The 23,189-nt window shown below is 70.1% G+C and carries 24 protein-coding genes; 6 read left to right on the top strand and 18 right to left on the bottom strand.

Going from position 1 to position 23,189, the window contains the following annotated elements; translation table 11 throughout:
• Positions 1-161 precede the first annotated feature (161 nt).
• The gene (locus I6J71_RS06830) at positions 162-896 is read left to right on the top strand and encodes an enoyl-CoA hydratase-related protein (RefSeq protein ID WP_204093941.1); all 735 of its coding nucleotides are present in this window, start codon (positions 162-164) and stop codon (positions 894-896) included.
• On the opposite strand, the gene I6J71_RS06825 is transcribed toward I6J71_RS06830, so the two are convergent.
• Together I6J71_RS06825 and I6J71_RS47740 are read right to left on the bottom strand one after the other, a co-directional pair.
• Entirely contained in the window at positions 893-1,420 is a 528-nt protein-coding gene (locus tag I6J71_RS06825; protein ID WP_239154483.1) for a TetR family transcriptional regulator, read from the bottom strand. The genes I6J71_RS06830 and I6J71_RS06825 overlap by 4 nt on opposite strands.
• Positions 1,353-1,985, bottom strand: coding sequence for a GNAT family N-acetyltransferase (locus I6J71_RS47740; protein WP_239154482.1), 633 nt, complete (start codon positions 1,983-1,985; stop codon positions 1,353-1,355). The genes I6J71_RS06825 and I6J71_RS47740 overlap by 68 nt, the downstream gene beginning before the upstream one ends.
• A gap of 327 nt (positions 1,986-2,312) precedes the next feature.
• Between I6J71_RS47740 and I6J71_RS06820 the strand changes: the two genes are divergently transcribed.
• The 4 genes from I6J71_RS06820 (at position 2,313) to I6J71_RS06805 (ending at position 4,641) form a co-directional block, all read left to right on the top strand.
• Positions 2,313-2,735, top strand: coding sequence for a hypothetical protein (locus I6J71_RS06820; RefSeq protein ID WP_204093940.1), 423 nt, complete (start codon positions 2,313-2,315; stop codon positions 2,733-2,735).
• A 362-nt stretch (positions 2,736-3,097) separates the two neighbouring features.
• The gene (locus I6J71_RS06815; protein ID WP_239154481.1) at positions 3,098-3,634 is read left to right on the top strand and encodes a hypothetical protein; all 537 of its coding nucleotides are present in this window, start codon (positions 3,098-3,100) and stop codon (positions 3,632-3,634) included.
• 494 nt (positions 3,635-4,128) lie between these two features.
• Positions 4,129-4,299 carry a hypothetical protein gene (locus I6J71_RS47735; protein WP_239154480.1) on the top strand — a complete coding sequence of 57 codons (171 nt, stop codon included), beginning with the start codon at positions 4,129-4,131 and terminating at the stop codon, positions 4,297-4,299.
• Between the two features lie 39 nt (positions 4,300-4,338).
• Positions 4,339-4,641: a hypothetical protein gene (locus I6J71_RS06805; RefSeq protein WP_204093938.1), complete on the top strand. Its 303-nt coding sequence runs from the start codon at positions 4,339-4,341 to the stop codon at positions 4,639-4,641.
• Between the two features lie 294 nt (positions 4,642-4,935).
• Here I6J71_RS06805 and I6J71_RS47730 read toward each other — a convergent pair whose 3' ends face one another.
• The 15 genes from I6J71_RS47730 to I6J71_RS06730 all read right to left on the bottom strand — a co-directional run bounded on the left by I6J71_RS47730 (position 4,936) and on the right by I6J71_RS06730 (position 19,001).
• Complete coding sequence (locus I6J71_RS47730; protein WP_239154479.1) at positions 4,936-5,688, bottom strand: hypothetical protein; 753 nt, start codon at positions 5,686-5,688, stop codon at positions 4,936-4,938.
• Between the two features lie 150 nt (positions 5,689-5,838).
• A complete protein-coding gene (locus I6J71_RS06795; protein WP_204093937.1) occupies positions 5,839-6,495 on the bottom strand; it encodes a DUF998 domain-containing protein in 657 nt (218 codons plus the stop codon).
• Positions 6,496-6,548: 53 nt separating this feature from the next.
• Positions 6,549-6,875 (bottom strand): thioredoxin, encoded by a 327-nt coding sequence (gene trxA, locus I6J71_RS06790; protein WP_204093936.1) that lies wholly within the window; start codon positions 6,873-6,875, stop codon positions 6,549-6,551.
• On the bottom strand, positions 6,872-7,270 hold the full coding sequence (locus tag I6J71_RS06785) for a MerR family transcriptional regulator (RefSeq protein ID WP_204093935.1): 399 nt from the start codon (positions 7,268-7,270) through the stop codon (positions 6,872-6,874). Before I6J71_RS06785 ends, trxA begins: the two co-directional genes overlap by 4 nt.
• A gap of 41 nt (positions 7,271-7,311) precedes the next feature.
• Positions 7,312-8,502 (bottom strand): FAD-dependent monooxygenase, encoded by a 1,191-nt coding sequence (locus I6J71_RS06780; protein ID WP_204093934.1) that lies wholly within the window; start codon positions 8,500-8,502, stop codon positions 7,312-7,314.
• A gap of 144 nt (positions 8,503-8,646) precedes the next feature.
• Positions 8,647-9,129 (bottom strand): MarR family winged helix-turn-helix transcriptional regulator, encoded by a 483-nt coding sequence (locus I6J71_RS06775; protein WP_204093933.1) that lies wholly within the window; start codon positions 9,127-9,129, stop codon positions 8,647-8,649.
• A gap of 40 nt (positions 9,130-9,169) precedes the next feature.
• Complete coding sequence (locus I6J71_RS06770) at positions 9,170-10,957, bottom strand: feruloyl-CoA synthase (RefSeq protein WP_204093932.1); 1,788 nt, start codon at positions 10,955-10,957, stop codon at positions 9,170-9,172.
• A gap of 133 nt (positions 10,958-11,090) precedes the next feature.
• Positions 11,091-11,573 (bottom strand): MarR family winged helix-turn-helix transcriptional regulator, encoded by a 483-nt coding sequence (locus tag I6J71_RS06765; RefSeq protein ID WP_204093931.1) that lies wholly within the window; start codon positions 11,571-11,573, stop codon positions 11,091-11,093.
• Positions 11,574-11,603: 30 nt separating this feature from the next.
• Positions 11,604-13,442, bottom strand: coding sequence for an asparagine synthase (glutamine-hydrolyzing) (gene asnB, locus I6J71_RS06760; RefSeq protein ID WP_204096916.1), 1,839 nt, complete (start codon positions 13,440-13,442; stop codon positions 11,604-11,606).
• Between the two features lie 177 nt (positions 13,443-13,619).
• Positions 13,620-14,216 (bottom strand): TetR/AcrR family transcriptional regulator, encoded by a 597-nt coding sequence (locus tag I6J71_RS06755; RefSeq protein WP_239154478.1) that lies wholly within the window; start codon positions 14,214-14,216, stop codon positions 13,620-13,622.
• Between the two features lie 22 nt (positions 14,217-14,238).
• Positions 14,239-15,546, bottom strand: coding sequence for an ABC transporter substrate-binding protein (locus I6J71_RS06750; protein ID WP_204093930.1), 1,308 nt, complete (start codon positions 15,544-15,546; stop codon positions 14,239-14,241).
• The gene (locus I6J71_RS06745; RefSeq protein ID WP_239154477.1) at positions 15,543-16,616 is read right to left on the bottom strand and encodes a branched-chain amino acid ABC transporter permease; all 1,074 of its coding nucleotides are present in this window, start codon (positions 16,614-16,616) and stop codon (positions 15,543-15,545) included. The genes I6J71_RS06750 and I6J71_RS06745 overlap by 4 nt, the downstream gene beginning before the upstream one ends.
• Positions 16,613-17,491 (bottom strand): branched-chain amino acid ABC transporter permease, encoded by an 879-nt coding sequence (locus I6J71_RS06740; protein WP_204093929.1) that lies wholly within the window; start codon positions 17,489-17,491, stop codon positions 16,613-16,615. The genes I6J71_RS06745 and I6J71_RS06740 overlap by 4 nt, the downstream gene beginning before the upstream one ends.
• Positions 17,492-18,199: an ABC transporter ATP-binding protein gene (locus I6J71_RS06735; RefSeq protein WP_204093928.1), complete on the bottom strand. Its 708-nt coding sequence runs from the start codon at positions 18,197-18,199 to the stop codon at positions 17,492-17,494. It lies immediately after the preceding gene.
• Positions 18,192-19,001, bottom strand: coding sequence for an ABC transporter ATP-binding protein (locus I6J71_RS06730; RefSeq protein WP_239154476.1), 810 nt, complete (start codon positions 18,999-19,001; stop codon positions 18,192-18,194). Before I6J71_RS06730 ends, I6J71_RS06735 begins: the two co-directional genes overlap by 8 nt.
• A 254-nt stretch (positions 19,002-19,255) precedes the next feature.
• Here I6J71_RS06730 and I6J71_RS06725 point away from each other — a divergent pair, with 254 nt between their 5' ends.
• A complete protein-coding gene (locus I6J71_RS06725) occupies positions 19,256-21,379 on the top strand; it encodes a DUF6351 family protein (RefSeq protein ID WP_204093927.1) in 2,124 nt (707 codons plus the stop codon).
• 172 nt (positions 21,380-21,551) lie between these two features.
• Here the strand turns inward: I6J71_RS06725 and I6J71_RS06720 are convergent, their stop codons facing one another.
• Entirely contained in the window at positions 21,552-23,078 is a 1,527-nt protein-coding gene (locus I6J71_RS06720; protein WP_204093926.1) for an alpha/beta hydrolase domain-containing protein, read from the bottom strand.
• Positions 23,079-23,189 lie beyond the last annotated feature (111 nt).

Below are 23,189 nucleotides of genomic sequence, written 5' to 3'. Positions count from 1 at the left end.
CCCCGCGACGCCGGATTCGCAGCGGCTCGCGGTGGGAACCGGTCCCGGTCAGTACGTGGTCGCCCACTCGCCCGAACCGGGTTCGGCGTCGGAGGCCGCGCTGCGGGCGCCGGCCGAGGTGGCGTTGCCCCGCTGAGTCCGGTTGTGGAACTCTCCGGGGCATGAGCATCGACGTCGTCGCCGGCGCCACGGTGACCACCGTGACGATCAACCGCCCGGACAAGCGCAACGCGCTCACCAAGGCCATGTACTCGGCGCTGGCGGAGGTGCTCGACACGGCCGAGACGCCCGTCGTCGTCCTCTCCGGCGCGGGCGGCGCGTTCACCGCGGGCAACGATCTCGGTGACTTCCTCGCCGCCGACTCGGGGGGCGGTCCCGACACCCCGGTGCGGCGGTTCCAGGAGGCGTTGCTCGCCGCGCGTTCGGTGGTCGTCGCCGCCGTCGACGGGCCGGCCGTCGGAATCGGCGCGACACTGCTGCTGCACTGCGACCTCGTGTACGCGACCGAGCGCAGCTACCTGCAGTTCCCGTTCACGTCGCTGGGGCTGGTGCCGGAGTTCGGCAGCAGCTATGTGCTGCCCCGCCTGGCCGGCCCGCAGCGCGCGGCGGAACTGCTGCTCTTCGGCGACCGCGTGCCGGCCGCCGAGGCCCACCGGCTCGGACTCGTCAACGAGGTGCTGCCGGATGCGGAGGCGTTGGAGGCGCGCGTCGCGGATCGCACGGCCGCGCTGGCCGCTCAGCCGCCGTTGTCGCTGGCGCTGAGCCGCGAGCTGCTGCGCGACACCACCGACACGACCGTGCGCGACCGGATGGAGGTGGAGTCGCAGCACTTCGCCAAGCTGCTGCACGACCCGGCGACGGTCGCGAACCTGCGCGCGAAGCTCGGCCCCCGCTAGAGCTGCGCGGTCCGGCGGCGGCGCTTGTCCACCGCGCCGTCGAGCAGCGGCCGCAGTTCCTCGACCACCGCGTCGAGCGGCGCCACGGAGTGGTCGGCCCGCGCGAGGACGATGGCGCCCTCCAGCGCGCTGATCATCAAGACGGCGAGCGAACCCGCGCGAACCGGCGGCACCCCCAGGTCTTCGAGTGCGCCCACGAGCGGTTTGCGCCATTCCGCGAACGCGGCGGCAGCGCTCTCGCGCAGCTTTTCGCTCAGCGCAGCGGAATCGGCGACCGTGGCGACCAACGGACAACCGGCGTCGTAACCGGCGCCGGTGAATTCCGCTCGCCACCGGGAAACCAGGGCGGCGAAGAGGTTTCCGGGCGTCGCTTCTTCGAGGGATTCGGCGGTGCGCCGCACGGTGCGCCCGGCGTAGCGGCCGGCCCAGTCGACGGCCTCGGCGACGAGCTGCTCCTTACCGCCGGGGAAGTAGTGCTGCAGCGACCCCCGCGGCGCCTTCGCGTGCTCCACCACGTCGCGCATGCCCGTGCCACCGACGCCCCGCGTCCGCACCAGCTGCGCGGCGCTGAAGACCATCCGGTCCCGCGCCGGCCTCTCCGATTCCGCCATCGGCGACCTCCTCCATGACATCGGTCATAATAGCGTGCTCGAACTCGAGCTCGCCGCGCTCGAACGACGGGACGCCACGGAAACCGTGGGCGCGCAGCAGCCCCAGGGCCGGGTTGTTGCCGACCAACACGGTCGCGTGGACGGTCCAGCCGGCGTGCCGGGGATCGTCGAACAGGTACCGCACCAGGGTGCTGGCGATGCGCCGGCGGTGCCAGGCGTCGGCCACGAGCACCCCGAGTTCGGCGCGCCGCTCGCCGTCGACCATGAGGTTCACCAGTCCCACGGGCGCGTCGCCGGCCATCGCGACGAGCGCTTCCCCGGCGAGCAGGAACGGCCGGTAGCGCACCAGGATCCGTTCGGGATCCGGGCGTCCGGGCAGCGTGAACCGCCACGCGAGGCTCTCGGGCGAGCACGCCCGGACCAGGGCCGTGACGGCTTCGAGGGTGGCCGGTTCGACGACCGTTATGACACTCGTCATGAGCCATGGGTAGCACGGCGGCCCTGATCGACTCACTATGACGCGCGTCATAAGAATGCTCACGCTGCCGACACGGCCGGCCCCGAGCGAGACCCACAATGCCCAATCCAACCGGTGGCGCGTGACCGGTTTCGGGTAATGCGAATTCACTTTTCGTATCCGCTATCACCCGGTGCGCTGAAATATGACGGGAATTCATGCATGAAACACAATCTGTCGGACCATGGGCCTCATCGGGTGAAAACCCTACGCGAAACCTTCCCGACTCGCCGGTAATCCCTATCTTCTAATCGACCCTCCGAATCGAACCGCAAAGGGGACGAGGTCATGACCCAGTCGATCGAAGCTCCGGCGAAGGAATTCTGCATCGACTGGACGATGGACGGCCACGACGGCGCCCGCGTCTCGATCACCCTGTCCGGGCAAGTGGCGCTCCTTGACGGCAACCGTTTCTACAAGGTCGACGGCGTCCTCTACATCTCGGAGGGCAGCGCCTACTGCCGCGAAGTGGGGAACCCGCGCCTGTCGGTCCGGCGCAACGGCGTCGAAGCCAGCGGACGACACTGGGGCTGGGAGACGATCAGCGCCCGCAAGTCCGCCAACCGCCTCTGCACGATGGACGGCTACTTCGTGCGCACCGGCTACTGGGCCCCGGCGGACCGCTCGATCCAGCTGAGCATCGTCGCCGAGCACGGCATCACGCGCCGCAAGTCCTACAGCACGACGGCCACGGTCCGGCTCGTCGACTGAGCCCGAGCGGGCCCCCGTCGCCCGATCACCGTCCGATCACCGGCCGATCACGCCGGCATTCCGCCCACTGAACGGACCAACCGGACGTCGTTTCACCGAGGCGCATTCAACGGCCGGGGAACTTCGGCCGTTGATCACCGTCCGAAGTGATCGCGTTCACCCACACGTGGCCCGACAACCTTGAGCGTGCTGAGGAACACACCGTTTTCCCAGGAAAACCATAGAAAACGTTGTCCGGGACACAGCGCGCACGAGCGCAGCGGAGGACCATGGAGGACATGCGGAACAAGGCCCGGGCAGGCAGACCACCACTTCTCTTCACCCGATTCCTTCGACGAGTCGGGTTCGCACGCAATCCGCTGATGCGGCGCTCCGACCGGATCGAGGGCCTCCTCATCGGCCTGGCGGTGCTCGTGTCGCTCATCGCGCTCCCGTTCGTGATCATGCTCGGCAAGGCCGATGTGTCGCACGAGACCGCGGCGTCCGACGCGCAGCTGAAGACGCGCCACCAGGTGACCGCGACCGTGCTCGCGCCCGCGCCGAAGCCGGCGTCGGTGGGCGACAGCGCCCCGATCGCGCACAGCTCGCGCGTGAACGCCACCTGGCAGCTGCCGAACGGCTCGCCGCAGACCGGCGTCGTCACGGTGCCCGCGGGAGCCGGCAACCCCGGCGCGCAGGCGCCCATCTGGCTCGACGACAACGGCAAGCAGACCACCGCGCCGCTGACCCACGCCGACGCCGTGACCAACGGTGTGCTCGTGGGCACCTTCACGTGGCTGTGCGCGATCGGCGTGCTCGCCGGCGCGTTCTGGATCGCGCGGCGGGTGCTCGACCACAAGCGCGCGGCGCGCTGGGCGGACGAATGGGCGCAGCTCGCCGGCCCGGAGGCAGTGCGCTGACGCCGGCCTGCCCCCGGGTCCGGCCGGCGGACCGGCGAAGCGACACCCCAGCGCCGCCCCCGCAGCGGTGCGACGCCCAACCGCTGAGCCACGGGTTGTCGAGATAACTGCCAGCTGACTCATTCCGGACACAGTCGGGTGGACGTCGGTTCTGATTATCAACTGTCAGCCGATCTGCGCTCGTCGGACTAGCTGAGAGCAATCGCGGTGGCCGAAGGGGGCGGCCATGTCCAGTGACGACGAGTGGCCGACACTGGCCGCGAGATTCGACGACCTGTTCCGGACGGTTGCGGCTGCAGGGCAAGCACTGGACGAACGACGAGGTCGTGGCCGAGCTCAAGGCCCGATCGTCCGATCTGAAGGTCGGCCGCCGTGTATCTCTCGCAGCTGCGCACGGGCAAGCGGACCAACCCGTCGCAGGAGCCGCCGGCCGCCCTCGCGAAGTTCTTCGAGGTGTCCGGGGCGTACTTCTTCGACGAGGACCTGGTCGGAACGTGCGGCCCGACCTGGGCGCCCTCGAAGCGATGCGCCCGGCCGGGGTACGGGCCGTGGCGATGCGCGCCGCGGGCATGCGCGAGGAGAAGCTGCAGGCGATCACCACGATCATGGACCGGTACCGCCAGATGCAGGGCCTGCCGCCGGTCACCGACGAAGCGGCTGAGTGAGCATGCCGGAAGGGCGTCGCGACCAGCTCAAGTGCCTGCGTGAAGAAGGGTCCCGCGGATCGCCGCGCTGGACCGGCCGAAGGGCTGCAGCCTTCCCGCGCTGCGCGGGCGGTTCGGCGCGCTCCGGGGCCGGCCCGTCACGCTCGTGCCGATGCCTGCCGTTACCACAGCTGCGGAGCGCTCGAGAGCGGCCGCCAGGCGGACATCGAGGACGTGTTCGTCGATGCCGGCAAGCTGGCGTCGGGAGCGATCAGCTTCGAAGACCTGTGCGCCGCGTCGGAAGCCGGCAGCCGGGTGCCGGCCAGCTGCAGTGAAGCCGATTGCCGGGCGGTGGAGCGGTGAAGCGGTGAAGCGGTGAAGCGGTGAAGCGACGCTCCCTCGATCCGGATCGCGCGGTGGAACAGCAGCGTGCGCTGACCGGGCGGCTGCGCGGCCGTTCATCCCCACCCGATCGGGTTGTGGACAGCTGCGCTGAGCTGGGGCTTCCGCCCCGAAAGCGTCGGCGCCGGCCAGTAAACTGGACAGGGGACGGCACCCGAGGGAGGGTGGGCCGCGCCCAGGTGAGCTGCGCTCCTGGTGACCAGCTTTGCATCAGGCCGTGACTGGGCGTCGGGCCAGGCGGCGGGCAGCTCCGGGTTAGGCAGGACGCCACTGGATCAGACGGCAGACAGCTCCGGACCAGACAGATCGGCACCGGATCAGACGGCAGACGGCTCCGGACAAGACAGACCAGCCAAAGCGCCGCGCGGGCGGCGCCGGACCAGCAGACCAGCCACCGCGCCGGGCGGGCGGCGCCGGATCAGGCAGGCCGGCGGTGGCGCGCACAGCGGCCTCCGCCCGTACGCGGGCCCGCAGCCCAGCGCCCGTGACGGCTCGCCTTGCCAGCTCCAGCAGCGGCAGGTCGGGTGCGGGTTCCTCCGCTCCCGGCGCCACGACGCAGGCGTACGTCTCGGGCGCCGGCTCCCCCGTCATCTCGGATTCGGGCGCCACTGACGCCGTGACCAGCTTCGTCACGGCGTCCGCCGCGTCGTGCGAGGCGCCCCGCCGGTTCGAAGTCCGGCTGCGGCAGAATCTGTCCCTTGTGGACGGATGGACCGACTTGATCAGCCCCGCGATCCCAGCCGTGCCGAACGAGTGCCCGACCACGGACTTCGCGGCACCCAGGTAGGCAGGCTCGGTGGCGTCTCGGCGCAGCTCGCCCAGCGCGTTGATCTCCACGTCGTCGCCCACGGACGTCGCCGCGCCGTGCGCTTCCAGGTAGCCGACCGAACCGGGTTCGACTCCCGCGTCGCGGTACGCGCGGCGCAGCGCCGGCAGCTGCCCGTGCTCCTGCGGCAACATGCCGCCCTTGACCGTGCCGTCGTCGGACAGCCCGACGCCGCGGATCACCGCGTAGACGCGGTCGCCGGCCGCCTCGGTTGGTCGAGGCGGCGAAGACCAAGCCGAAGTCGGCTGGCCGGCACAGGTGTCGGCCGTCTACCGCCGCCTGCACCGAAGCCCGAGCTGAAACGGGACGTCCGGTTTGGACTCGCTCTCAGCTTACGCGGGATTGGTCTGGACCGCTCCCGCCCGCTCGTGCGGGAGGTCCGCCAGCAGCGCTTCACCCTTGACGAGCCACGAGACGCCGAACGCGATGACCGCCAGCGACTCCAGCCAGACCGCCGGGTGCAGCGAGACGGTGGCGGCGTCGAAGAACAGGGCGTTGATCAGGATCAGCGCCAAGCTGGCGAGCATCACGGCACCGCACACCCGGTAGACCGTGTTGCGCGCGGCTTTGCGCGAACTGGGCGACGGATCGTCGGATTTGGTGAACAGGAACAGGCAGAAGAAGGCGAGCGTGAGGAAGAAGATCCCGGCGAACACGAGGTGCACGGTGCCGATCGCGCGTTCCAGCGGCGTCGGCGCGGTGGGCGAGGTCGGGAAGAGCGCGGCCCCGATGGCGGCGACCGCGGCGACGTTGCCGGCGATGTCATCAATCCGGCCGTAGCCCCGGTACGAGATCAGGAACACCCCGATCGCACACAGGGTCCCCACGAAGACGTTCCTCAAGTCGCTGTAGTAGTAGCCGCTCAGCGAGCCGAGCAGGCCGCCGCCCTCGAGCAGCTCCTTGCCGATGACGACGACGAACGGCAGCGCCAGCCCGAGCACGCCGACCGCGCGGCGGAGGAAGAGAAACGAACGCACGAGCGTGTTCATGAAAACCTCCCCGGAAAGCGGTGCACACCCTTTTTACCGGGTCGGTCGCGAGTTCACCTAGCGACAGCCGATTCGAGAACGCTGTCGATGTCCGCCAGTAGCCGGGCCTTCGGCCGCGCACCGACGATGGAGCGTACCGGCTCACCATCGCGGAAGAGCATCAGGGTGGGCAGCGACATGATCTGGTACTTCCGCGCTGTTTCGGGGTTCTCGTCGGTGTTGATCTTGCGGACGGTCAACGACTCGGCGCGCTCCCAGGCGATCTCCTTCAGCACCGGGTCGATCATCCGGCACGGTGGGCACCACTCGGCCCAGAAGTCGACGAGCACGAGCTTGTCCTGCTCCAGGACGTCGGCGGTGAAGGTGGCGTCGGTCGTCATTGGGGCTCCTCGGTGATGGCCGGTTCGAGCCGGCAGGTTTCGGGCCGGGCGGAGGCTTCGGCGAGCTTGTCCAGCAACGCGGATCGCACGGCGCCCAGGCGCCGCAGGCAGTCTTCGACCTCCGCGAGCTTGCGCCGGTAGACCTCGACCGACGCCGGGCACGCGTCGCCGGTTTCGTGGCCGTCGCGCAGGCAGTCGACGAACGGGCGGGTGTCTTCGAGGGTGAAGCCGACCGTGCGCAGCGTCTGGATCTCGGTGACCAGCCGCAGGTCGTCCTCGTCGTACTCCCGGTACCCGTTCGCCGACCGCTCCGCCGGCAGCAGCCCTTGTTCTTCGTAGAAGCGCAGCGCCCGTGGTGTCGTCCCCGCCCGCCGGGCGAGCTCGCCGATCCGCATGCGTGCGACGGTAGACCTTGCCGTGTGCGTCAAGGCAACGCTCAGCTCGCGACGCGGCCGGGGTATTCGCGGTACCGGACCGCGTTGGCCGCCCGGTAGCCCATGTAGTCGAAGACCTTGCCGAACACCGGGCCGGCGAGCATGCGGTACATGCGGTTGCGGCTGCGCACGTTCTTCTCCGTCGCCGGCGCGAGGAACCCGCCGGAACCGGAGCCGTTCTTGTAGCCCACGTGCGCGGGCTTGCGCAGGCGCTGCTCGTAGTTCGCGAACGCCGTCACGTGGTCGCCGCCCGCGGCCGCGAGCTCGCCGGCGAGGATCTGCGCGCCCATCATCGCCAAGCCGGTGCCGGAGCCGCCGGGGCCCGCGCACCACGCGGCGTCGCCGAGCAGCACGACGCGGCCCTTCGACCACTTGTCGAGCTTGATCTGGCCGATGGAGTCGAAGTACAGATCCGGCGCGGCGGGCACGGTGCCGAGCAGCCGGGGCAGCTCCCAGCCCGCACCGGCGTAGGCGTCGGCGAGGATCTCCTGCTGCCGCTCGAGATCCGGGCGGCCGTAGCCGCGCGGATCGCCGCGGAAGAACAGGCCGACGTTCACGGTTTCGGCGTCACGGCTGCTGTAGATCATCGCGCTGCGGCCGGGCTCGCTGTAGATCAGGCCGCTGTGGTCCAGGCCGAGGTGGTTGGGCGCGGTGAAGCCCGCGACGTGGTAGCCGAGGTCCGTGCGGAACCGCGACTCGGCGCCGAACGCGGCCGTCCGGACCCCGGAGTGCACACCGTCGGCGCCGACCACGAGGTCGAACCGGCGGGGCGCGCCGTGCCGGAGCGTCACCTCGACACCGTCGGCCGTTTCGGTCAGCGACGTCACGCGGTCGCCGAAGACGTATTCGGTGTAGTCCGTGGTGCGGTCGTAGAGGATGCGGGCGAGGTCGCCGCGGAACACCTCGAGCTCACCGCTGATGAACTTGCTCGGGATGGTCGCCACCGGACGGCCCGCCGGGTCCAGCAGCTGCTGGTCGCCCATCCCCGTCTCGTACTTGCGCAGGTCGTCGGTGAGCCCCATCGCGTCGATCAGCTTCATCTGCTCGCCGCGGAAGTCCACGGCCTGCCCGCCGGGCCGCAGCTGCGGCGCCGCCTCGACGACGGTGACGGAGTAGCCGTACTGGTGCAGCCAGTACGCGGCCGACGGTCCCGCGACGCTGGCACCGGAAACGAGGACGGTCTTGGTGGTCATCTCGCTGTTCCCTTCTCGGGTTCGGCTGTTCGATGACCCAAGACTGGGGTTCGGCGCTGACCACGCCCGCACGGTGCGCTGACGGCGGCGGTGCGGGCCCGTCAGCGGGGGCGCTCATGTGGTCAGCGGACCGCGGGAGCGACGTCAGCGGCTGCAGGGTCCGCCTTCGTCGTCGGCGTTGAGGCGCGCGAGCACGCGGTCGAAGACGCGGCCGAGGACCTCGAGCTCCTCGGGCTCGATCTGCTCGAAGAAGTACCGCCGCACGGTCTCGACGTGCTCGGGCGCGGCCGTTTCGATCGCCTCGCGGCCCGCCGGGGTGAGGCGGACCATGGCGCCGCGCGCGTCTTCCGAGCAGTCCTCCCGCACGAGCAGGCCGCGCTTCTCCATGCGGCTCACGTGGTGGGAGAGGCGGCTGCGGTCCCAGTTGATCTGCATGCCGAGGTCACGCATGCGCAGCACGTCGCCCGGTGCCTCCGACAGCGGCACCAGCAGGGCGTAGTCCGCACCGGACAGCCCGGCGTCGCGCACGAGCTGCCGGTCGATCGCGCCACCCAGCGCCCGCTGGAGGAGGTGGTAGCTCTTCCAGACGTGCAGCTCCAGCTCGTCGAGCCAGCGTGGGTCCGTCATGGAGCGATTCTACCCAATTTGTTGACGTATCACCAACCGATCAGCCTGCCACGATCACGGCGACGTCCGGCTCATCAGCGTAAAGACGCTCGACGAGCGCCGCGCGCCGGGCCAGCACGCGGCGCTGGTTGAGGTAGCCCTTGTCCGTGATCTCGCCCGCGTCGAGGTCCGGCGGCTCGGCCAGCACCACGAGCCGCTCGACGCGTCCCGCCGAGCCGGCCACTGAGTTCATCGCCGCGAGCAGCTTCGCGACCTGCCCGGCGAGCTCGGCGTGCACGAGGCAGCCGTCGGCTTCGTCGAGCGGGCCGGCGAGCCGTGCTTCCGCCTGGTTGAGCCACGCGAGCGCTCCGATGTACTGGCGGTTCTCCCCCGCGAGCACCACGTCCGAGAGCAGCGGCACGGCCGAGAGCAACGCGGTGCGCAGAGCCCCGACGCGCACGAACGTGCCGGTGTCGAGCTTGAAGTCCTCCGCGATCCGGCCGCCGAACAGCAGCCCGGTGTTGGGGTCGCCGGACGCGGGCACGGCCGCGTCGCCGGTGCGGTAGAAGCCTTCGTCGTCGAACGCCGCCTCCGTGAGGTCCGGGCGGTGCAGGTAGCCCGGGGTGACGGCGTCGCCGCGCACCCGGATCTCGTGCGCCTCGCCGACGGGCGCCAGCTTGACCGCGAGCCCCGGCAGCGGCACGCCGATGCACCGCGCGTCGGTGAACGGGAAGTGCGCGCTCGTCACCGCGGGCGCGGTTTCGGTCGCACCCCACGAGCCGGTCAGCGGCACATCGGCGCCGGCCGCCGCCGCGGCAGCTTCCAGCCGCGAGCGCAAGGCCGCCGGCAACGCGGCCGCCGCGTTGAACAGCAGCCGCAAACGCGAGAAAAACACGCGCGCGAACTCGGGGTCCCGCTCCAGCACGGGCACGAGCTGTGCATAACCCGCGGGGACGTTGAAGTACAGCGTCGGCGGCACCGACCGCAGGTTCTCCAGGCTGCGGCCGAACAGCTGCGGCGCCGGTTTGCCGTCGTCGAGATACAGCGTCCCGCCGTTGCGCAGCACCAGGTCCACGTTGTGGTTGCCCCCGAAGGTGTGGCTCCACGGCAGCCAGTCGACGAGCACCGGGCGCTCGCCGGCGAGGAACGGCCACGCCTGCCGGATCGCCTGCTGGTTGGAGCACAGCATCCGGTGGGTGTTCAGCACCCCCTTCGGCGAGCCCGTGGACCCCGATGTGAAGAGCACCTTCGCGAGTGTTCCGGGTCCGGTCGCGGCGTACGCGGCCGCCAATTCCGGGCCCGGCGCCGTGGCCAGGAGGTCATCCAGCGATTCCGCCCCCGGCACCGCGTCGACATCGTAGGCGAGCACCACGCCGGGTCCCTCTACAGCCGCGAGAGCCGCGGCGAACGGACCGCCGGCCTCGGCGAACACCAGGCCCGGTCGCAGCAGCGACGCGATGTCCCGGATCCGCGCGTGATCGGTGCTGAGCAAGGAGTACGCGACGCTGATCGGCGCGACCGGCACGCCCGCCGTCAGTGCGCCGAGCGTGAGCACGAAGTGCGCGACGGAGTTGCCGGACAGGATCATCAGCGGCCGGTGGGGCCCGAGGCCGCGGTCGAGCAGCGCCTGGCCGAGCGCGTCGGCGCGGTCGCGGACCTCGCCGTAGGTCAGCGTCGCCCAGCCGTCGCCCGCGCGTTCGGCGACGAGCGGGTGGGCCGGATCGGCTTCGGCCCAGTCACGCAGCATCGCGGCCACGCTGCGCGGGTACGGCCCCAACGGCGCGCGGGAGCGGAAGACGACACTCCCGTCGGGCCGGTCCTCGCGTTCGACATCGGGTTCAGCGAACATTCGGCCGTCTCCTCCTCGAGACCCGCGCCGTCTCACATACTGTGCTGTTCGTTACCGGTCCGACCACAGTCACGGCGGAAACCGTCGGCACACATCCAGTCGGGTGTCCGCCTGCTTGTGGTCGGATCGGTAACTACTGCGGATCGCCAGAACTTTGTCGAATGTCGATCTCCGGCGCGGAACTCTCGGTGAGCCGCCGCAGCACCGCACCGGCCTTGAGCAGCAGCTCGACCTCGTCCTGTTCGAGGTCGCCGAACCGCTCGATGAGCACCCGCGACTCGTCGCGCACCACCGCGGCGAGCCGGCGCCGGCCCTGCTGGGTCAGGTGCACGTAGCTCGCGCGCTTGTCGCTCGTGTCGGCCGCGCGCGCGACGAGGCCGGAGTCCTCCATGGCGTGCACGACCTTGGTGGCCGTGGGCTGGGAGCAGCCGACCTCCTCGGCGAGCGTGCCGATCCGCAGGGGTCCGGAGCGAGCCAGCTTGGCGAGCACCAGCAGCTGCGTGCGTGGCAGGCCGTCAGGCGGCGCCGCCCGGTGCAGCTCGCGCAGCAGCCGGTGCAGCGACAGCACGAACTGGAACGCCTCGTCGGCGTCGACGTCCGAAGGTTCGCCCACCATGGCCCGCTCCTCACCCTCACCCGGTTCGCCTCACCGGACCCGCAGCTCCGGTGAATACAGATCGAACCAGGTCGCGAAGAACAACACACGCTCCAACTGCGGGCGGAGGAATCCACCGGTGTCCTCTCGGGCAAGCAGCTCCGTCAGCGCGCGGCGGTCGATCAGGTCGAACACGCCGTGCGCGGGCGAGGCGAGCAGGTCGCCGGCCTGCTCGCGAAGCGCCTCGAGGTACTTCGGGTCCTGCGTGGACGGGTACGGGCTCTTCACCCGCTCGGCCACCGACGCGGGCAGCACGTCGCGAGCCGCGGCGCGCAGCAGGCTCTTCTCGCGGCCGTCGAAGGTCTTCGTGGTCCACGGCGTGTTGTAGACGTATTCCACGAGCCGGTGGTCGCAGAACGGCACGCGCACCTCGAGGCCGTTGGCCATGCTGAGCCGGTCCTTGCGGTCGAGCAGGATCCGCACGAACCGCGTGAGGTGCAGGTAACCGATCACGCGCATGCGGCGTTCGTGCTCGGTCTCCCCCGGCCGCGTGCCGGCCTCCGCGACCGCGGCGGAGTAGGAGTCGCGCAGGTGCGCACGAAGATCCAAAGTGGACAGCAACCCGGGGTCGAAGATCCCCGCCACCGAACCCCGGGCACCGGAGGCCAGCCGGCGCGCGAGCCACGGGAACGTGTCGGCCTGCTGCACCTGCGGGTCGTGGAACCACGCGTAGCCGCCGAAGACCTCGTCGGCCGACTCGCCCGAAAGCGCCACGGTCGAGCGTTCGCGGATCGCGCGGAAGAGCAGGTACAGCGAGCCGTCCAGGTCTCCCAGGCCGGTGGGCAAGTCGCGGGCGCGCACCACCGCGCGCCGCACGGCCGGGTCGGCGAGTTCCGCCGAGTCGAGCACGATGTCCTGGTGCAGCGAGCCGACGTGCTCGTGGACGTCGCGCACGTACGGTGCGTCCGGAGTGGACCGCATCGCGTCCGGCACGAAGTTCTCCTCCTGCCCCACGAAGTCCACCGCGAAGCTGCGCACCTGCTCGCCCTGATCTGCGAGCTGCTGTGCCGACAGCGCCGTGAGCACGCTGGAGTCGAGGCCGCCGGAGAGCAGCACGCAGCGCGGCACGTCGGCCACGAGCTGACGCCGGACGACGTCGTCGAGCAGCTCGCGCACCTGGTGCACGGTCACCCCGATGTCGTCGGTGTGCTCATCCGGCTGCAGCTGCCAGTAGCGGCGCACCTTGAGCCCGGTGCGGTCGAGCGTCACGACCGTGCCCGGCTCGACCTCGCGCAGGCCGGCCCACACGGCCTGGCCGGGGTTCTTGGTGAACACCAGCAGCTCGCGCAGGCCGTCCGCGTCCAGCACCGGCTTCACGTCCGGGTGCGCGAGGATCGCCTTGGGCTCGGACCCGAACAGCAGCCCGTCGCCGAGGAGCGAGTAGTACAGCGGCTTGATGCCCATCCGGTCGCGGATCAGCACCAAGCGCTCCTCGCGCGGGTCCCAGATCGCGAACGCGTACATGCCGTTGAGGTGTTCGGCCAGGCCGGCGCCCCACTCGAGGTAACCGCGCAGGACCACTTCGGTGTCGCTGTGCGTGGTGAAGCGGTGCCCGCGCGTCTCCAGCTCCGCGCGCAGCTCGGCGAAGTTGTAGACCTCACCGCTGTAGGTCAGGGCGACGGTGCCGCCGGCGTCGGCCGTCATCGGCTGCTTGCCCAGTTCCAGGTCGATGATGGACAGCCGCCGGTGCCCGAACGCCGCGTGGCGGTCGAACCAGAGCCCGCTCGCGTCCGGGCCGCGGCACGCCATGGTGGCCGTCATGGCCGCCACCGTCTCGCGTTCAGCCGCGAGGTCGCGGCCGAAGTCCACCCATCCCGTGATCCCGCACATGTCCAGCCCCCGTCGTGCCGTCGCGTCGTGCCAGTAGAGAAACATTCATAGGGAATGAAACTGCCTCACCGATGCGGAACGCCACCCCGACAAACCGGACACACCTGCTCCTATCCGACCAGGCGGCCGGCGTTTCCGCTGCTGGCCCGCGCGTTCACCCAGCCGGGGTGACCTGCGTCACGACTTGGGGTAGAGGCGGCCCATCAGCTCGAGGACCTCCTCGATCATCAGCGTCGCCTTGGCCTTCGTCGGCGCGGCCGCGACTTCGCGGCCGGCCTCCGTGGACATCGCGGTGAGCGAGAGCACCAGCATGTCCGACAACGGCCGGGTGTGGCCGTTGACCAGCGTGGCGTTGGCCGTGAGCCACTCCCGGAACCGTTCGCGCGTCAGCAGGCCGAAGCCCGCGGGCCCGTTGCCCGACAGGAACAGCCGGGCGAGTTTGCGCTCCTGCCAGCAGCCTTCGAGGTAGGCGCGCGCTCCGGCGATGTAAAGCCGGAGCGCGTCCTCCTCACCCTGTGCCAGCGCCGTGCGGAAGGCCTTGGCGGACCGGTGTTGCTGGCGGCGGTTGTACTCGGTGTACAGGGTTATGTACAAATCGGACTTCGCGGCGAAGTGGTGGTACAGACTGCCGATGCTGGCACCCGCCCGCTCGGCGATCGCGGCCATGCTCGCCTGGTCGTAGCCCGCCGCGGTGAACACCTCACCCGCCGCTTCGAGCAGCAGCGCCCGCGTCGCCTGCGCCCGCTTGCTCCCTGTCGCCTCCGTCATGGCCATGGCGTGATTGTGCCGGACGAACTCACGCCGCGGGGATGCCGTTGGCCGGAGCCTGAGGTTGCGGTTGGGTATAGGCCGTGATCGGGCCGTCACCGTCGTCCGTGGTGAGCGGGGAGCCGGAGGGCACCTGCTTGCCCGCCTTGACGGTCGCGATCTGCCCGCCGGTGTAGCCGGCGTGTGAATCCTTGCCGTAGCGGAACGGCACGAGGCCGGGTCCCGTCAGGCCGCCCTTCTCGAGCGCGTCGATGACCCCCTGCCGGGTCGGGTTCTGCCCGGCCCGCGCCAGCGCCTGCGTGAAGGTGTACGCGTAGGCCATGGCGTAGTAGACGTTGCCGTCGAAGGGGACGTTCGGGATGTACTGGTCGTGGATCTTCTTGAACAGCGCGGTCCACGAGTTGCTCGTGTCGTCGAGCGGCGGGAGGTAGGCCGAAGTCACCAGGCCCTCGATGAGGTCCTGGCCCTTCACCGACGAGCCGGCCTGCTTGGCGAAGTTCTCCAGCAGCCCGGACACCGTGATCGGGTCCGCACCGACGCTGGAGGCCACCAGCGTCGGCGAGTAGCCGAGCTTCAGCGACGTCAGCTTGAACAATGCCGTGTAGGCCGGGATCGCTTCGAGCACTACGACGTCGGCCTTCGATGCGGCGATCGCCGACACCTGCGCCGCCACGTCGGTGTTGCCCGGCTGGTACGGCTGGCGCGACACGACCTGGCTCTGGTCGACGTACTTGTCGAGACCCTTCATGCCGTCGCGGCCGAAGTCGTCGTCCTGGTAGAAGTACGCGACCTTCTTGCCCGCGAAGTTCTTCTTCACGTAGTCACCGAGGATCTTGCCCTCGACCGTGTAGTCCGGCTGCCAGCCGAACGTGTAGGGGTTCTTCTTCGGCTGGTCCCAGCAGGTGCAGCCGGACGCGACGAACAGGTCCGGCACGCGGGAGGAGTTCAGGAAGTCGACGACCTTGGTGTGCGTCGGTGTGCCGAGCGAGCCGACGACCGCGAACACCTTGTCCTGCAGCACCAGCTGCTTCGTGAGCGTGACGGTCTGGGCCGGGTTGTAGGCGTCGTCGAGGTACTTGAGCGTGATCTTGCGGCCGTTGATGCCACCGTTCGCGTTGACGTAGTCGAAGAACGCCTTGGCGGCCGGACCCTGCTCGCTGTAGCCCGGTGCGGCGGTGCCCGTGAGCGGGATCGTGGACCCGATGGTCACGGAGTCGGCGGTGACACCCGGCGTGGCTTCCCCGGCGTCGCCGCCCGAAGCACAGGCGGTGGCGGTGAGCGCGACCGCCGCGGTCAGGGCGACCGCGACGGAGGCGGATCGGCGGACGGTCTTCATCTCGGCTCCTGGTGGTTGTCCGGCTCTTGTGGACGGTTCAGGCGCGCCCTGGCGAGGGCGCCGAGTTTGCGGACCCCGGACTGGATGCCACCGGGGAACGCGACGATCACCACGATCAGCACCAGCCCGTAGAGCACGAGCGGGATGTTCGCGTAGATCGCCCGCGGGAGGTCGGCGTGCTGCGCGAGGTCGGCGGTCCAGTTGGGCAGCAAGGTCACGAGCACCGCGCCGTAGACCGCGCCGGCAAGGCTGCCGAGCCCGCCGAGCACGGCCGCGGTGAGCAGGGACAGCGAAAGGCTGAGCGTGAACGCGCCGGGCGCGGCCAGACTGTTGACGATCGCGAAGAGCCCGCCCGCGAGGCCCGCGAACGCCGCGCTGATGCCGAACGTGACGATCTGCGTGCGGGCGACGTGCACGCCCGACAACGCGGCCGCCTGCTCGTCTTCGCGCACCAGCCGCATGTCGCGCCCGATCTTGCTGCGCGTGAGGTTGGCGAGCAGGAACAACGTGAGCACCAGGCAGAACCCGCAGATCCAGGCCTGCCAGCGTTCGAGCGGGAACGTCTCGCCGAGCGACAGCGGCGGCGGCTCGGAGGTGACGATGAGGCCGTTGGCGCCGCCGAGCACATCGCGCAGGGCGTGGTAGTCGGCCAGCGACGGCAGGCCGACGGCGAGCGCCAGCGTCGCGCCCGCCAGGTACGGGCCGCGCAGCCGCGCCGCGGCCACGCCGACGAGCGAGCCCAGTGCTCCGCCGACGACCACCGAACCGAGCAGCACGAGCGGCAGCGACCATTCGAGGTGCTCCAGCAGCAGCGCCGTGGTGTAGGCGCCGACGGCGACGAACGCGCCGTGGCCCAGGGAGATCTGACCGGACAGTCCGGAGAGGACGGTCAGGCCCGCCGTCGCGATGGCGGTGTAGCAGATCTGGGCCAGCTGCAGGTTCGCGAACGAGTCGAGCGAGGTGGACACGAAGTAGAGCACGACCAGGCCGGCCACCGACCACGTGAGGTGGCGGACCACTGTGGACCGGCGCCAGAAGCGTACCGGCGCCGCTGCGGCGAGCGCGGTCATACCCGGCGTCCCTTCGTCGAACCGAACAGGCCCTGCGGCCGCACCATGAGCACTCCGATGAGCACGACGAGCGAGGCGAACGTGACGATGTCGGACCCGAGGTATCCGGCGACGTAGCTGAGCACGACGCCGAGTGCGAGCCCGCCGACGACCGCGCCAGGCGGGCTGTCGAGCCCGCCGATCACGGCCGCAGTGAAGCCGAAGACGAGCACAGCGTCGAAGGCCGTCGGGCTGACGAACGTACTGGGCGCGATGAGCACACCCGCGAGCGCGCCGACCGCGGCGGCCAGCGCCCACCCGACGGTGAGCATCCGCCCGACGCGCACACCCAGCAGCCGCGCCACTTCCGGCGCGAACGCCGATGCCCGCATCCGCAAGCCCAGCGAGGTCTTGCGGAACACCAGCGCCAGCGCGGCCATCACGGCGAGCACCACGAGCACGATCCACAGGTCGTTGGGCGCGAACAGCAACTGCCGGTCACCCGCCTTGAAACCGGCGATGCCGAACGCCGGCGGGTACGAGCGCGGCGTGCCGCCGAACAGCATCCCGGCCACGCCCTGCAGCAGCACGAGCAGACCGAAAGTCACCACGACGGCGTCGAGCGGCGGCCGTTTCTCCACCGGCCGCACCAGCACCCGTTCCACGACGGCGCCGAGCACGAGTCCACTGACGATCGCCACGAGCAGCGCGAGCCAGTACGAGCCGCCGTGTGAGACGATCGTGTAGGCGATGAACGTGGTGATCATCAACATGCCGCCCTGCGCGAAGTTCACGATGCGCGTGGAGCGCCAGATCAGCACGAGCGCCAGCGCGACGGCCGCGTACACGGCCCCGCTGGTGAGCCCGGCGAGAGTGAGGTCGAGGAAGCGGCCCATTCACACCTCCAGGTAGGCGCGGCGCACGCGGTCGTCGGCCGCGAGGGTCTCGGCGGTGTCGTCGGCGACCTTGTGGCCGAGGTGCAGGACAACGGCGCGGTCGGCGACCGAGAGCGCGGTCGCCGCGTTCTGCTCCACCAGCAGCAGCGTGAGCCCGTTCTCCTCCCGCAGAGTGCGCAACACGGCCACGATCCGCGCCGAGACGCGCGGCGCGAGGCCCAGCGACGGCTCGTCGAGCAGGAGCAGCTCGGGCCGGCTCATCAGCGCGCGGCCGATCGCGAGCATCTGGCGCTCACCGCCGGAAAGCGCTTCCACCCGCTGGTGGCGGCGCTCGGCCAGCGGCGGGAACAGGTCGTACATCTCCCCGGTGCCGGTGCGCAGCCGGCGCCGGTCGCGCCGCCACAGGCCGCCGAGGCGCAGGTTCTCCTCCACGGTCAGCTCGGCGATCACGCCGCGGCCCTCGGGCACGTGCGCGACGCCGAGGCGCACGAGGTCCTCGGGGGAAAACCGGCCGATCTCGTGGCCGTCGAGCCGCACGGCGCCGTCGCGCGGGCGGTGCAGGCCCGAGAGCGCGCGCAGCAACGTGGTCTTGCCCGCGCCGTTGGCCCCGAGCACCGCAGTGATCGAACCCCGTTCGACGAACAGGTCCACGTGGTCCAGCGCCCGCACCGGACCGTAGTCGACAACCAGCCCGCTGACGTCAAGCATTCGCCCCGCCCTCTCCCGCGACAGCCGCCACGGGGTCACCCAGATAGGCCCGCTGCACCTGCGGGTCGGCGCGCACCTGCGCCGGCGTGCCGCGCGCGATGACCTCGCCGAAGTCGAGCACCACGAGCCGGTCGCACAGGTTCATCACGAAGTCCATGTGGTGCTCCACGAGCATCACGGTGGTGTCGGGCACCAGGCCGCGCACGATGTCCGCGAGCTCACCGACCTCGCTCGCCGACAGACCGGCGGCGGGTTCGTCGAGCATCAGCAGCCGGGGTTCGCTCACCAGGGCGCGCGCGAGGGCGACGCGTTTGCGCACGCCGTAGGGCAATCCCGCGCAGATCCGGTTCGCGTCGCCCTCGATCCCCAGCTCGCGCAGCACCTCCCGCGCCCGCGCGGCGAGCCGGCGTTCGTCGCGATCGGCCCACGGTGACGCGAGCAGCGCGCCGACGAAGCCGGTGCGCGAGCGGTGCGTGGCGCCCGCGACCACGTTGTCCAGCACCGTCAATCCGGCGAAGAGACCCAGACCTTGCAACGTGCGGGCGATGCCGTGGCGCGTGAGCTGTTCGGGCCGGGGGCGCGAGAGCTCTTGGCCGCCGAAGGTGATCGTGCCGGCGTCGGGCCGGACGAACCCGCAGATCGTGTTGAACAGCGTGGTCTTCCCCGCGCCGTTCGGGCCGATCACGCCGAGCACGGAACCGGCGCGCACCTCCAGCGAAACCCGCCTGAGCACCTCGAGCCCGCCGAAGGAGACGTTGAGCCCCTCCGCCCGCAGCAGGACAGGATCCTCGACCACGCTCACCCCACCGCCTCGTTGCAGTGATACCGGCAAAGCAGAATCCGATTCGGACGCGACGAACAGTACAGACAGATCACGGAGTTGCCCAGACCTGTTATCGGGCTGAGTTCTGAGTGACCTCTTGGTGATCCGAGGAACCGTGATCAACTCGGCCGGTTCGGTGGTCAACCGAATGTTGTTCTGGCCGAGGAACGCGTGCTATACCCGGCTCTTGCGTGGCACCGCACCGAGCGGTGCCGTGAGCAACGAGGTGCGAAGTGAACAACCGTACTTGGCGCTCGACCACGGTGCTGGCCGCATTGGCCGTACCGATCCTCCTCACCGGCGCGGCGGCCGCAGCCGTCGCGGCACCCGCCCACCAGCAGTCGCGGCTGGGCATCACGACCGTCTCGAACCCCCGTCCCGATCTGGTGAGCGGAGGCCAGGTCCTGGTCAGAGTCACCCCGCCGGGCGCGAGATCCGCGCGTGAAGTGCGGGTTTCCGCGGGCGGGCACGACGTCACGCAGGCGTTCCACAGCGAACCCGACGGCAGCCTGCTCGGGCTGGTCAGCGGGCTGCGCACCGGCTTTACCGACCTGGTCGCCACGGCCGGTCACGATGACCGCGCGAGCGTGCGCGTGGTCAACCACGCGATCACCGGGCCGGTGTTCTCCGGCCGGCAGCAGAAGCCGTTCTACTGCGAGACCACGGCGTTCGGGCTGCCGCCGGCGACGATGCCGCTGTGCAGTGCGCCGACCCAGGTTACCTACCAGTACAAGAGCACCGCGGGGAAGTTCGCCGCGCTGGCCGACCCGGCGAGCCGTCCGGCCGACCTCGCGACGGCGACCGTCGGTGGCCGCAGCGTGCCGTACGTCGTGCGCGTGGAGCGCGGGACGATCGACCGCGCCGTGTACGAGATCGCGGCACTGGCGGACGGACCGGCCACGCCGTCGCCGTTCACCGCGGCACCGGGCTGGAACGGCAAGCTGGTCTACACCTTCGGCGGCGGCTGCAACTCCGGCTACCACCAGGGCGCCGGCACCGGTGGCGTGCTCAACGACCTCTTCCTCGGCCAGGGGTACGCGGTCGCGTCGTCGAGCCTGAACGTGCTGGACAACAACTGCAGCCCCATCATCTCGGCCGAAGCCGCGATGATGGTGAAGGAGCACTTCGTCGAGACCTACGGCCCGGTGCAGCACACCATCGGCTGGGGCGGCTCCGGCGGCGCGATCCAGCAGTACGACATCGCGGAGAACTACCCCGGCATCGTCGACGGCATCATCCCCGGGGTGTCCTTTCCGGACCCGATCACCACGGCGGGCCCGGTGGCGGACTGCCGGCTGCTGAACCGGTACTTCGCGAACTCTTCGTTCACGGACGCGCAGAAACTCGCGGTGGCGGGCTGGAACGCCTACTCCACCTGCGTTTCGTGGGACCAGACCTTCGCCAGCCGCGCGACGGCCACCGACAGCTGCAACTCGGCGATCCCCGTGGCCGTGCGATGGGACCCGGTGACGAACCCGCACGGCGTCATCTGCAACTCGAACGAGCAGTTCGCGAACCAGCTCGGCCGGGATCCGAAGACGGGGTTCGTGCGCAACACGCTGGACAACGTCGGCGTGCAGTACGGGCTGAAAGCGTTGCAGGCGGGGCAGATCTCGGCTGAGCAGTTCGTTTCGCTGAACGCTTCGATCGGCGGGCTGGACTACACCGGGAAGCCCGTGGCGGCGCGCAGCGCGGCGGACCCGAAGGCGCTGGACGCGTTGTACCGCGACGACATCTTCAACTCGGCCTCGCAGGGCCTGGCTTCAACGCCGATCATCGACCAGCGCACGGATCTGGACTTCGCCGGCGCGGGCAACGACATCCACACGTCGGAGTGGTCGTTCGTGGTGCGGCAGCGGTTGTTGCAGGCCACCGGGACCGCGGCCAACCAGGTGATCATCGCGAACCACGCGACGGGAGCGGAGCAGGCGGCCGCGAGTGCGTATGAGCTGGACGCGATGGACCGGTGGCTGACGGCGATCGACCGGGATCGCTCCGGTCGCAGTGCGGCGGCGAAGGTGATCGCCAACCGGCCGCGTGAGCTGTCGGACGGGTGTTACGTGTCGGCGACGCAGCGGGTGCAGGAGAAGCTGACTTATCCGTCTTCGGGGCAGTGCGGGGCGTTGTACCCGGTGGCGTCGAACACGCGGATGGCTGCCGGGGAAGGGTTGGCGATGGATGTGTTGAAGTGCCGGTTGAAGCCGGTGGATTTCGGAGATTATCCCGTTCGGTTTACCGCGGAGGAGAAGGCTGACTTGAGAAAGGCCTTTCCGGAGGGGGTTTGTGATTATCGGAAGGATGGGGTTGGCGAGAGGGCTGCTGGTGGGGTTTGGCGGGATTATGGGGACCGGTCGTAGCGCGGCGTAGGGAGCGTGGCGTAGGGAGCTGCGTCGCGTAGGGAGGGTTGCGTGGCGTAAGCGTTGGGTTGCGCGCGCCCCCGAAGGGTGATTGCGACTACGGCCGGTGAGCCCTTGTCAAGACGAAAGCGGGTCTTGACAAGGGCTCACCCGGCTGCGGATTGTGTGTTGGTTAGAAGAGCGTGCGGTTGTTTGCTTGCTCGATCAGGGTTTTCGCGTCTTCGGGGAGGAGGAAGTGCTGGTGCTGTAGGCGGGTGGCGACGTCGGTGACCTGTTGGCGGTAGTCGTCGGTGTTGTAGTAGAGGTCTTTCACCTGGGTGGTGGTGAAGTCGCGGTGGGTGCCGTAGAGGACGCAGAAGGAGCTGAGGGGGTTGTCGAGGCTCGCGGGGGAGTTGATGCCGTCGTTGAGGCCGAGCGGGACGTCGACGTCGGGCAAGCGGATGCCGCCCTGGGCGAGACCGAGAGAGTTGCGCGCGAGGGTCGCGGGCGGGCCCGGGTCGATGATCGCGAGGGGCTCCGCGTGCCGGGGCGGGGGGCCGCGGCTGACCCACTTGTCGAGGGCGTCGTAGGCGGCGTGGAAGACCGCCCAGGACTCGACCTGGCTGGGGCCGGGGTTGGTGCAGTCGAACGGCGCCTGCTCACCGAACTCGCGCGACTGGATGGCGCCGAGCGTGGTGCGGAAGTCGTTCGGGTCGGTGCCGGTGGAGTAGGCCGGGACGTGCGAGCCGCCGGCGATCTCCCACGTGCGCAGGAAGTCGGTGTCCGGTACGCGCTGGGCCGGAACACCCGCGCCGCGGTAGACGTCGTTCTCGGTGAACACGCGGATGGCCTTGGTGCCAACGCCCGCGCGCGGCGGCAGGTTGCCGTCGGAGAGGGCGAACAGGAAGCCGTCGTAGACGTGGCGCAGGGGCTGGATCCTGTTGTAGTAGATGCCGAGGTAGCGGCCCGACTGCGACGCGCCACCCGCGTAGACGCGGTCGATCCCGAGGTCCGCCAACGGGTTTTTCTTGCCGCGGCCCTTCAGCAGCTGCGCGATCTGCGTGTAGATGTCGAACGACTGCGAGTCGTCGAGCACGGCGCCGCCGTCGGTGACGTCGAGAGAGCCGTAGCGCTGCGGGCTCCACTCGGTGAGGCCGAGGCCCGCCGTCGCGCCCGAGGTGGCGCCGTTCACGCCGACGTGCTGCACCGAGGCGCCCACCCACGTCCAGCCGTTGCGGACGTAGTAGTCGGCGCTCGTGCCCCACTCGGTGTCGATGTCGTGCCCGGCGGTCACGTTCTGCCAGTCGACCACCGCGACGCCGGCCGACTTCGCCGGCTTCACCGGGCGGCGCACCACGATGCGCGTGGTGTACGGCGTGGTGCCGATGGGCGTGGCGGCCTGCTTCTGCTCGTCGACGGTCGGGTTCGGGTCGTACCGCGTGGCGGTGCCCGAGATGAAGAACTCCTCCTCCTCGTAACCGGCCTTCCTCAGGTCGAACGGCGTGGAGTAGAAGACGTAGTCGTGCGACGGGTCGCCGGGCTTGGCGTGCGACGGGACGGGACCGGTGATCGTCGCCGGCCCGTTTCCGGGCGACGTCGTGGGTGGCTCGGCTGTCGCGGCCGACGCCGGGGTGAACGCTGGGGTCGCGGCCAGCAGCAGGGTGAGGGGTGCCAGGAGGACGGTGGTGCGCAGTCTGCGTTGAGTGCGGTTTCCGGACATGTACTTCCCTTCACAAGGGGTGACAGCCTGTTTCCGGCGCGGACAGTGAACGCCCGCTTAGTCAGCGTTGTCAAGAATCTGATTCGGTTCTGACTCGTCGCGCTCACCGCA

It is taken from the genome of Amycolatopsis sp. FDAARGOS 1241 (genome assembly GCF_016889705.1).
GTDB lineage: Bacteria > Actinomycetota > Actinomycetes > Mycobacteriales > Pseudonocardiaceae > Amycolatopsis.
Note: the sequence above shows the minus strand (reverse complement) of the source record. Positions and strands in the feature narration are given on the sequence as shown.

Bases quoted from the DNA above. Each gene is read 5' to 3' on its own strand.
- I6J71_RS06830 (WP_204093941.1), top strand. From the start codon at position 162: ATGAGCATCGACGTCGTCGCCGGCGCCACGGTGACCACCGTGACGATC.
- I6J71_RS06825 (WP_239154483.1), bottom strand. From the start codon at position 1,420: ATGCGCGACGTGGTGGAGCACGCGAAGGCGCCGCGGGGGTCGCTGCAG.
- I6J71_RS47740 (WP_239154482.1), bottom strand. From the start codon at position 1,985: ATGACGAGTGTCATAACGGTCGTCGAACCGGCCACCCTCGAAGCCGTC.
- I6J71_RS06820 (WP_204093940.1), top strand. From the start codon at position 2,313: ATGACCCAGTCGATCGAAGCTCCGGCGAAGGAATTCTGCATCGACTGG.
- I6J71_RS06815 (WP_239154481.1), top strand. From the start codon at position 3,098: ATGCGGCGCTCCGACCGGATCGAGGGCCTCCTCATCGGCCTGGCGGTG.
- I6J71_RS06795 (WP_204093937.1), bottom strand. From the start codon at position 6,495: ATGAACACGCTCGTGCGTTCGTTTCTCTTCCTCCGCCGCGCGGTCGGC.
- trxA (WP_204093936.1), bottom strand. From the start codon at position 6,875: ATGACGACCGACGCCACCTTCACCGCCGACGTCCTGGAGCAGGACAAG.
- I6J71_RS06785 (WP_204093935.1), bottom strand. From the start codon at position 7,270: ATGCGGATCGGCGAGCTCGCCCGGCGGGCGGGGACGACACCACGGGCG.
- I6J71_RS06780 (WP_204093934.1), bottom strand. From the start codon at position 8,502: ATGACCACCAAGACCGTCCTCGTTTCCGGTGCCAGCGTCGCGGGACCG.
- I6J71_RS06775 (WP_204093933.1), bottom strand. From the start codon at position 9,129: ATGACGGACCCACGCTGGCTCGACGAGCTGGAGCTGCACGTCTGGAAG.
- I6J71_RS06770 (WP_204093932.1), bottom strand. From the start codon at position 10,957: ATGTTCGCTGAACCCGATGTCGAACGCGAGGACCGGCCCGACGGGAGT.
- I6J71_RS06765 (WP_204093931.1), bottom strand. From the start codon at position 11,573: ATGGTGGGCGAACCTTCGGACGTCGACGCCGACGAGGCGTTCCAGTTC.
- asnB (WP_204096916.1), bottom strand. From the start codon at position 13,442: ATGTGCGGGATCACGGGATGGGTGGACTTCGGCCGCGACCTCGCGGCT.
- I6J71_RS06755 (WP_239154478.1), bottom strand. From the start codon at position 14,216: ATGGCCATGACGGAGGCGACAGGGAGCAAGCGGGCGCAGGCGACGCGG.
- I6J71_RS06750 (WP_204093930.1), bottom strand. From the start codon at position 15,546: ATGAAGACCGTCCGCCGATCCGCCTCCGTCGCGGTCGCCCTGACCGCG.
- I6J71_RS06745 (WP_239154477.1), bottom strand. From the start codon at position 16,616: ATGACCGCGCTCGCCGCAGCGGCGCCGGTACGCTTCTGGCGCCGGTCC.
- I6J71_RS06740 (WP_204093929.1), bottom strand. From the start codon at position 17,491: ATGGGCCGCTTCCTCGACCTCACTCTCGCCGGGCTCACCAGCGGGGCC.
- I6J71_RS06735 (WP_204093928.1), bottom strand. From the start codon at position 18,199: ATGCTTGACGTCAGCGGGCTGGTTGTCGACTACGGTCCGGTGCGGGCG.
- I6J71_RS06720 (WP_204093926.1), bottom strand. From the start codon at position 23,078: ATGTCCGGAAACCGCACTCAACGCAGACTGCGCACCACCGTCCTCCTG.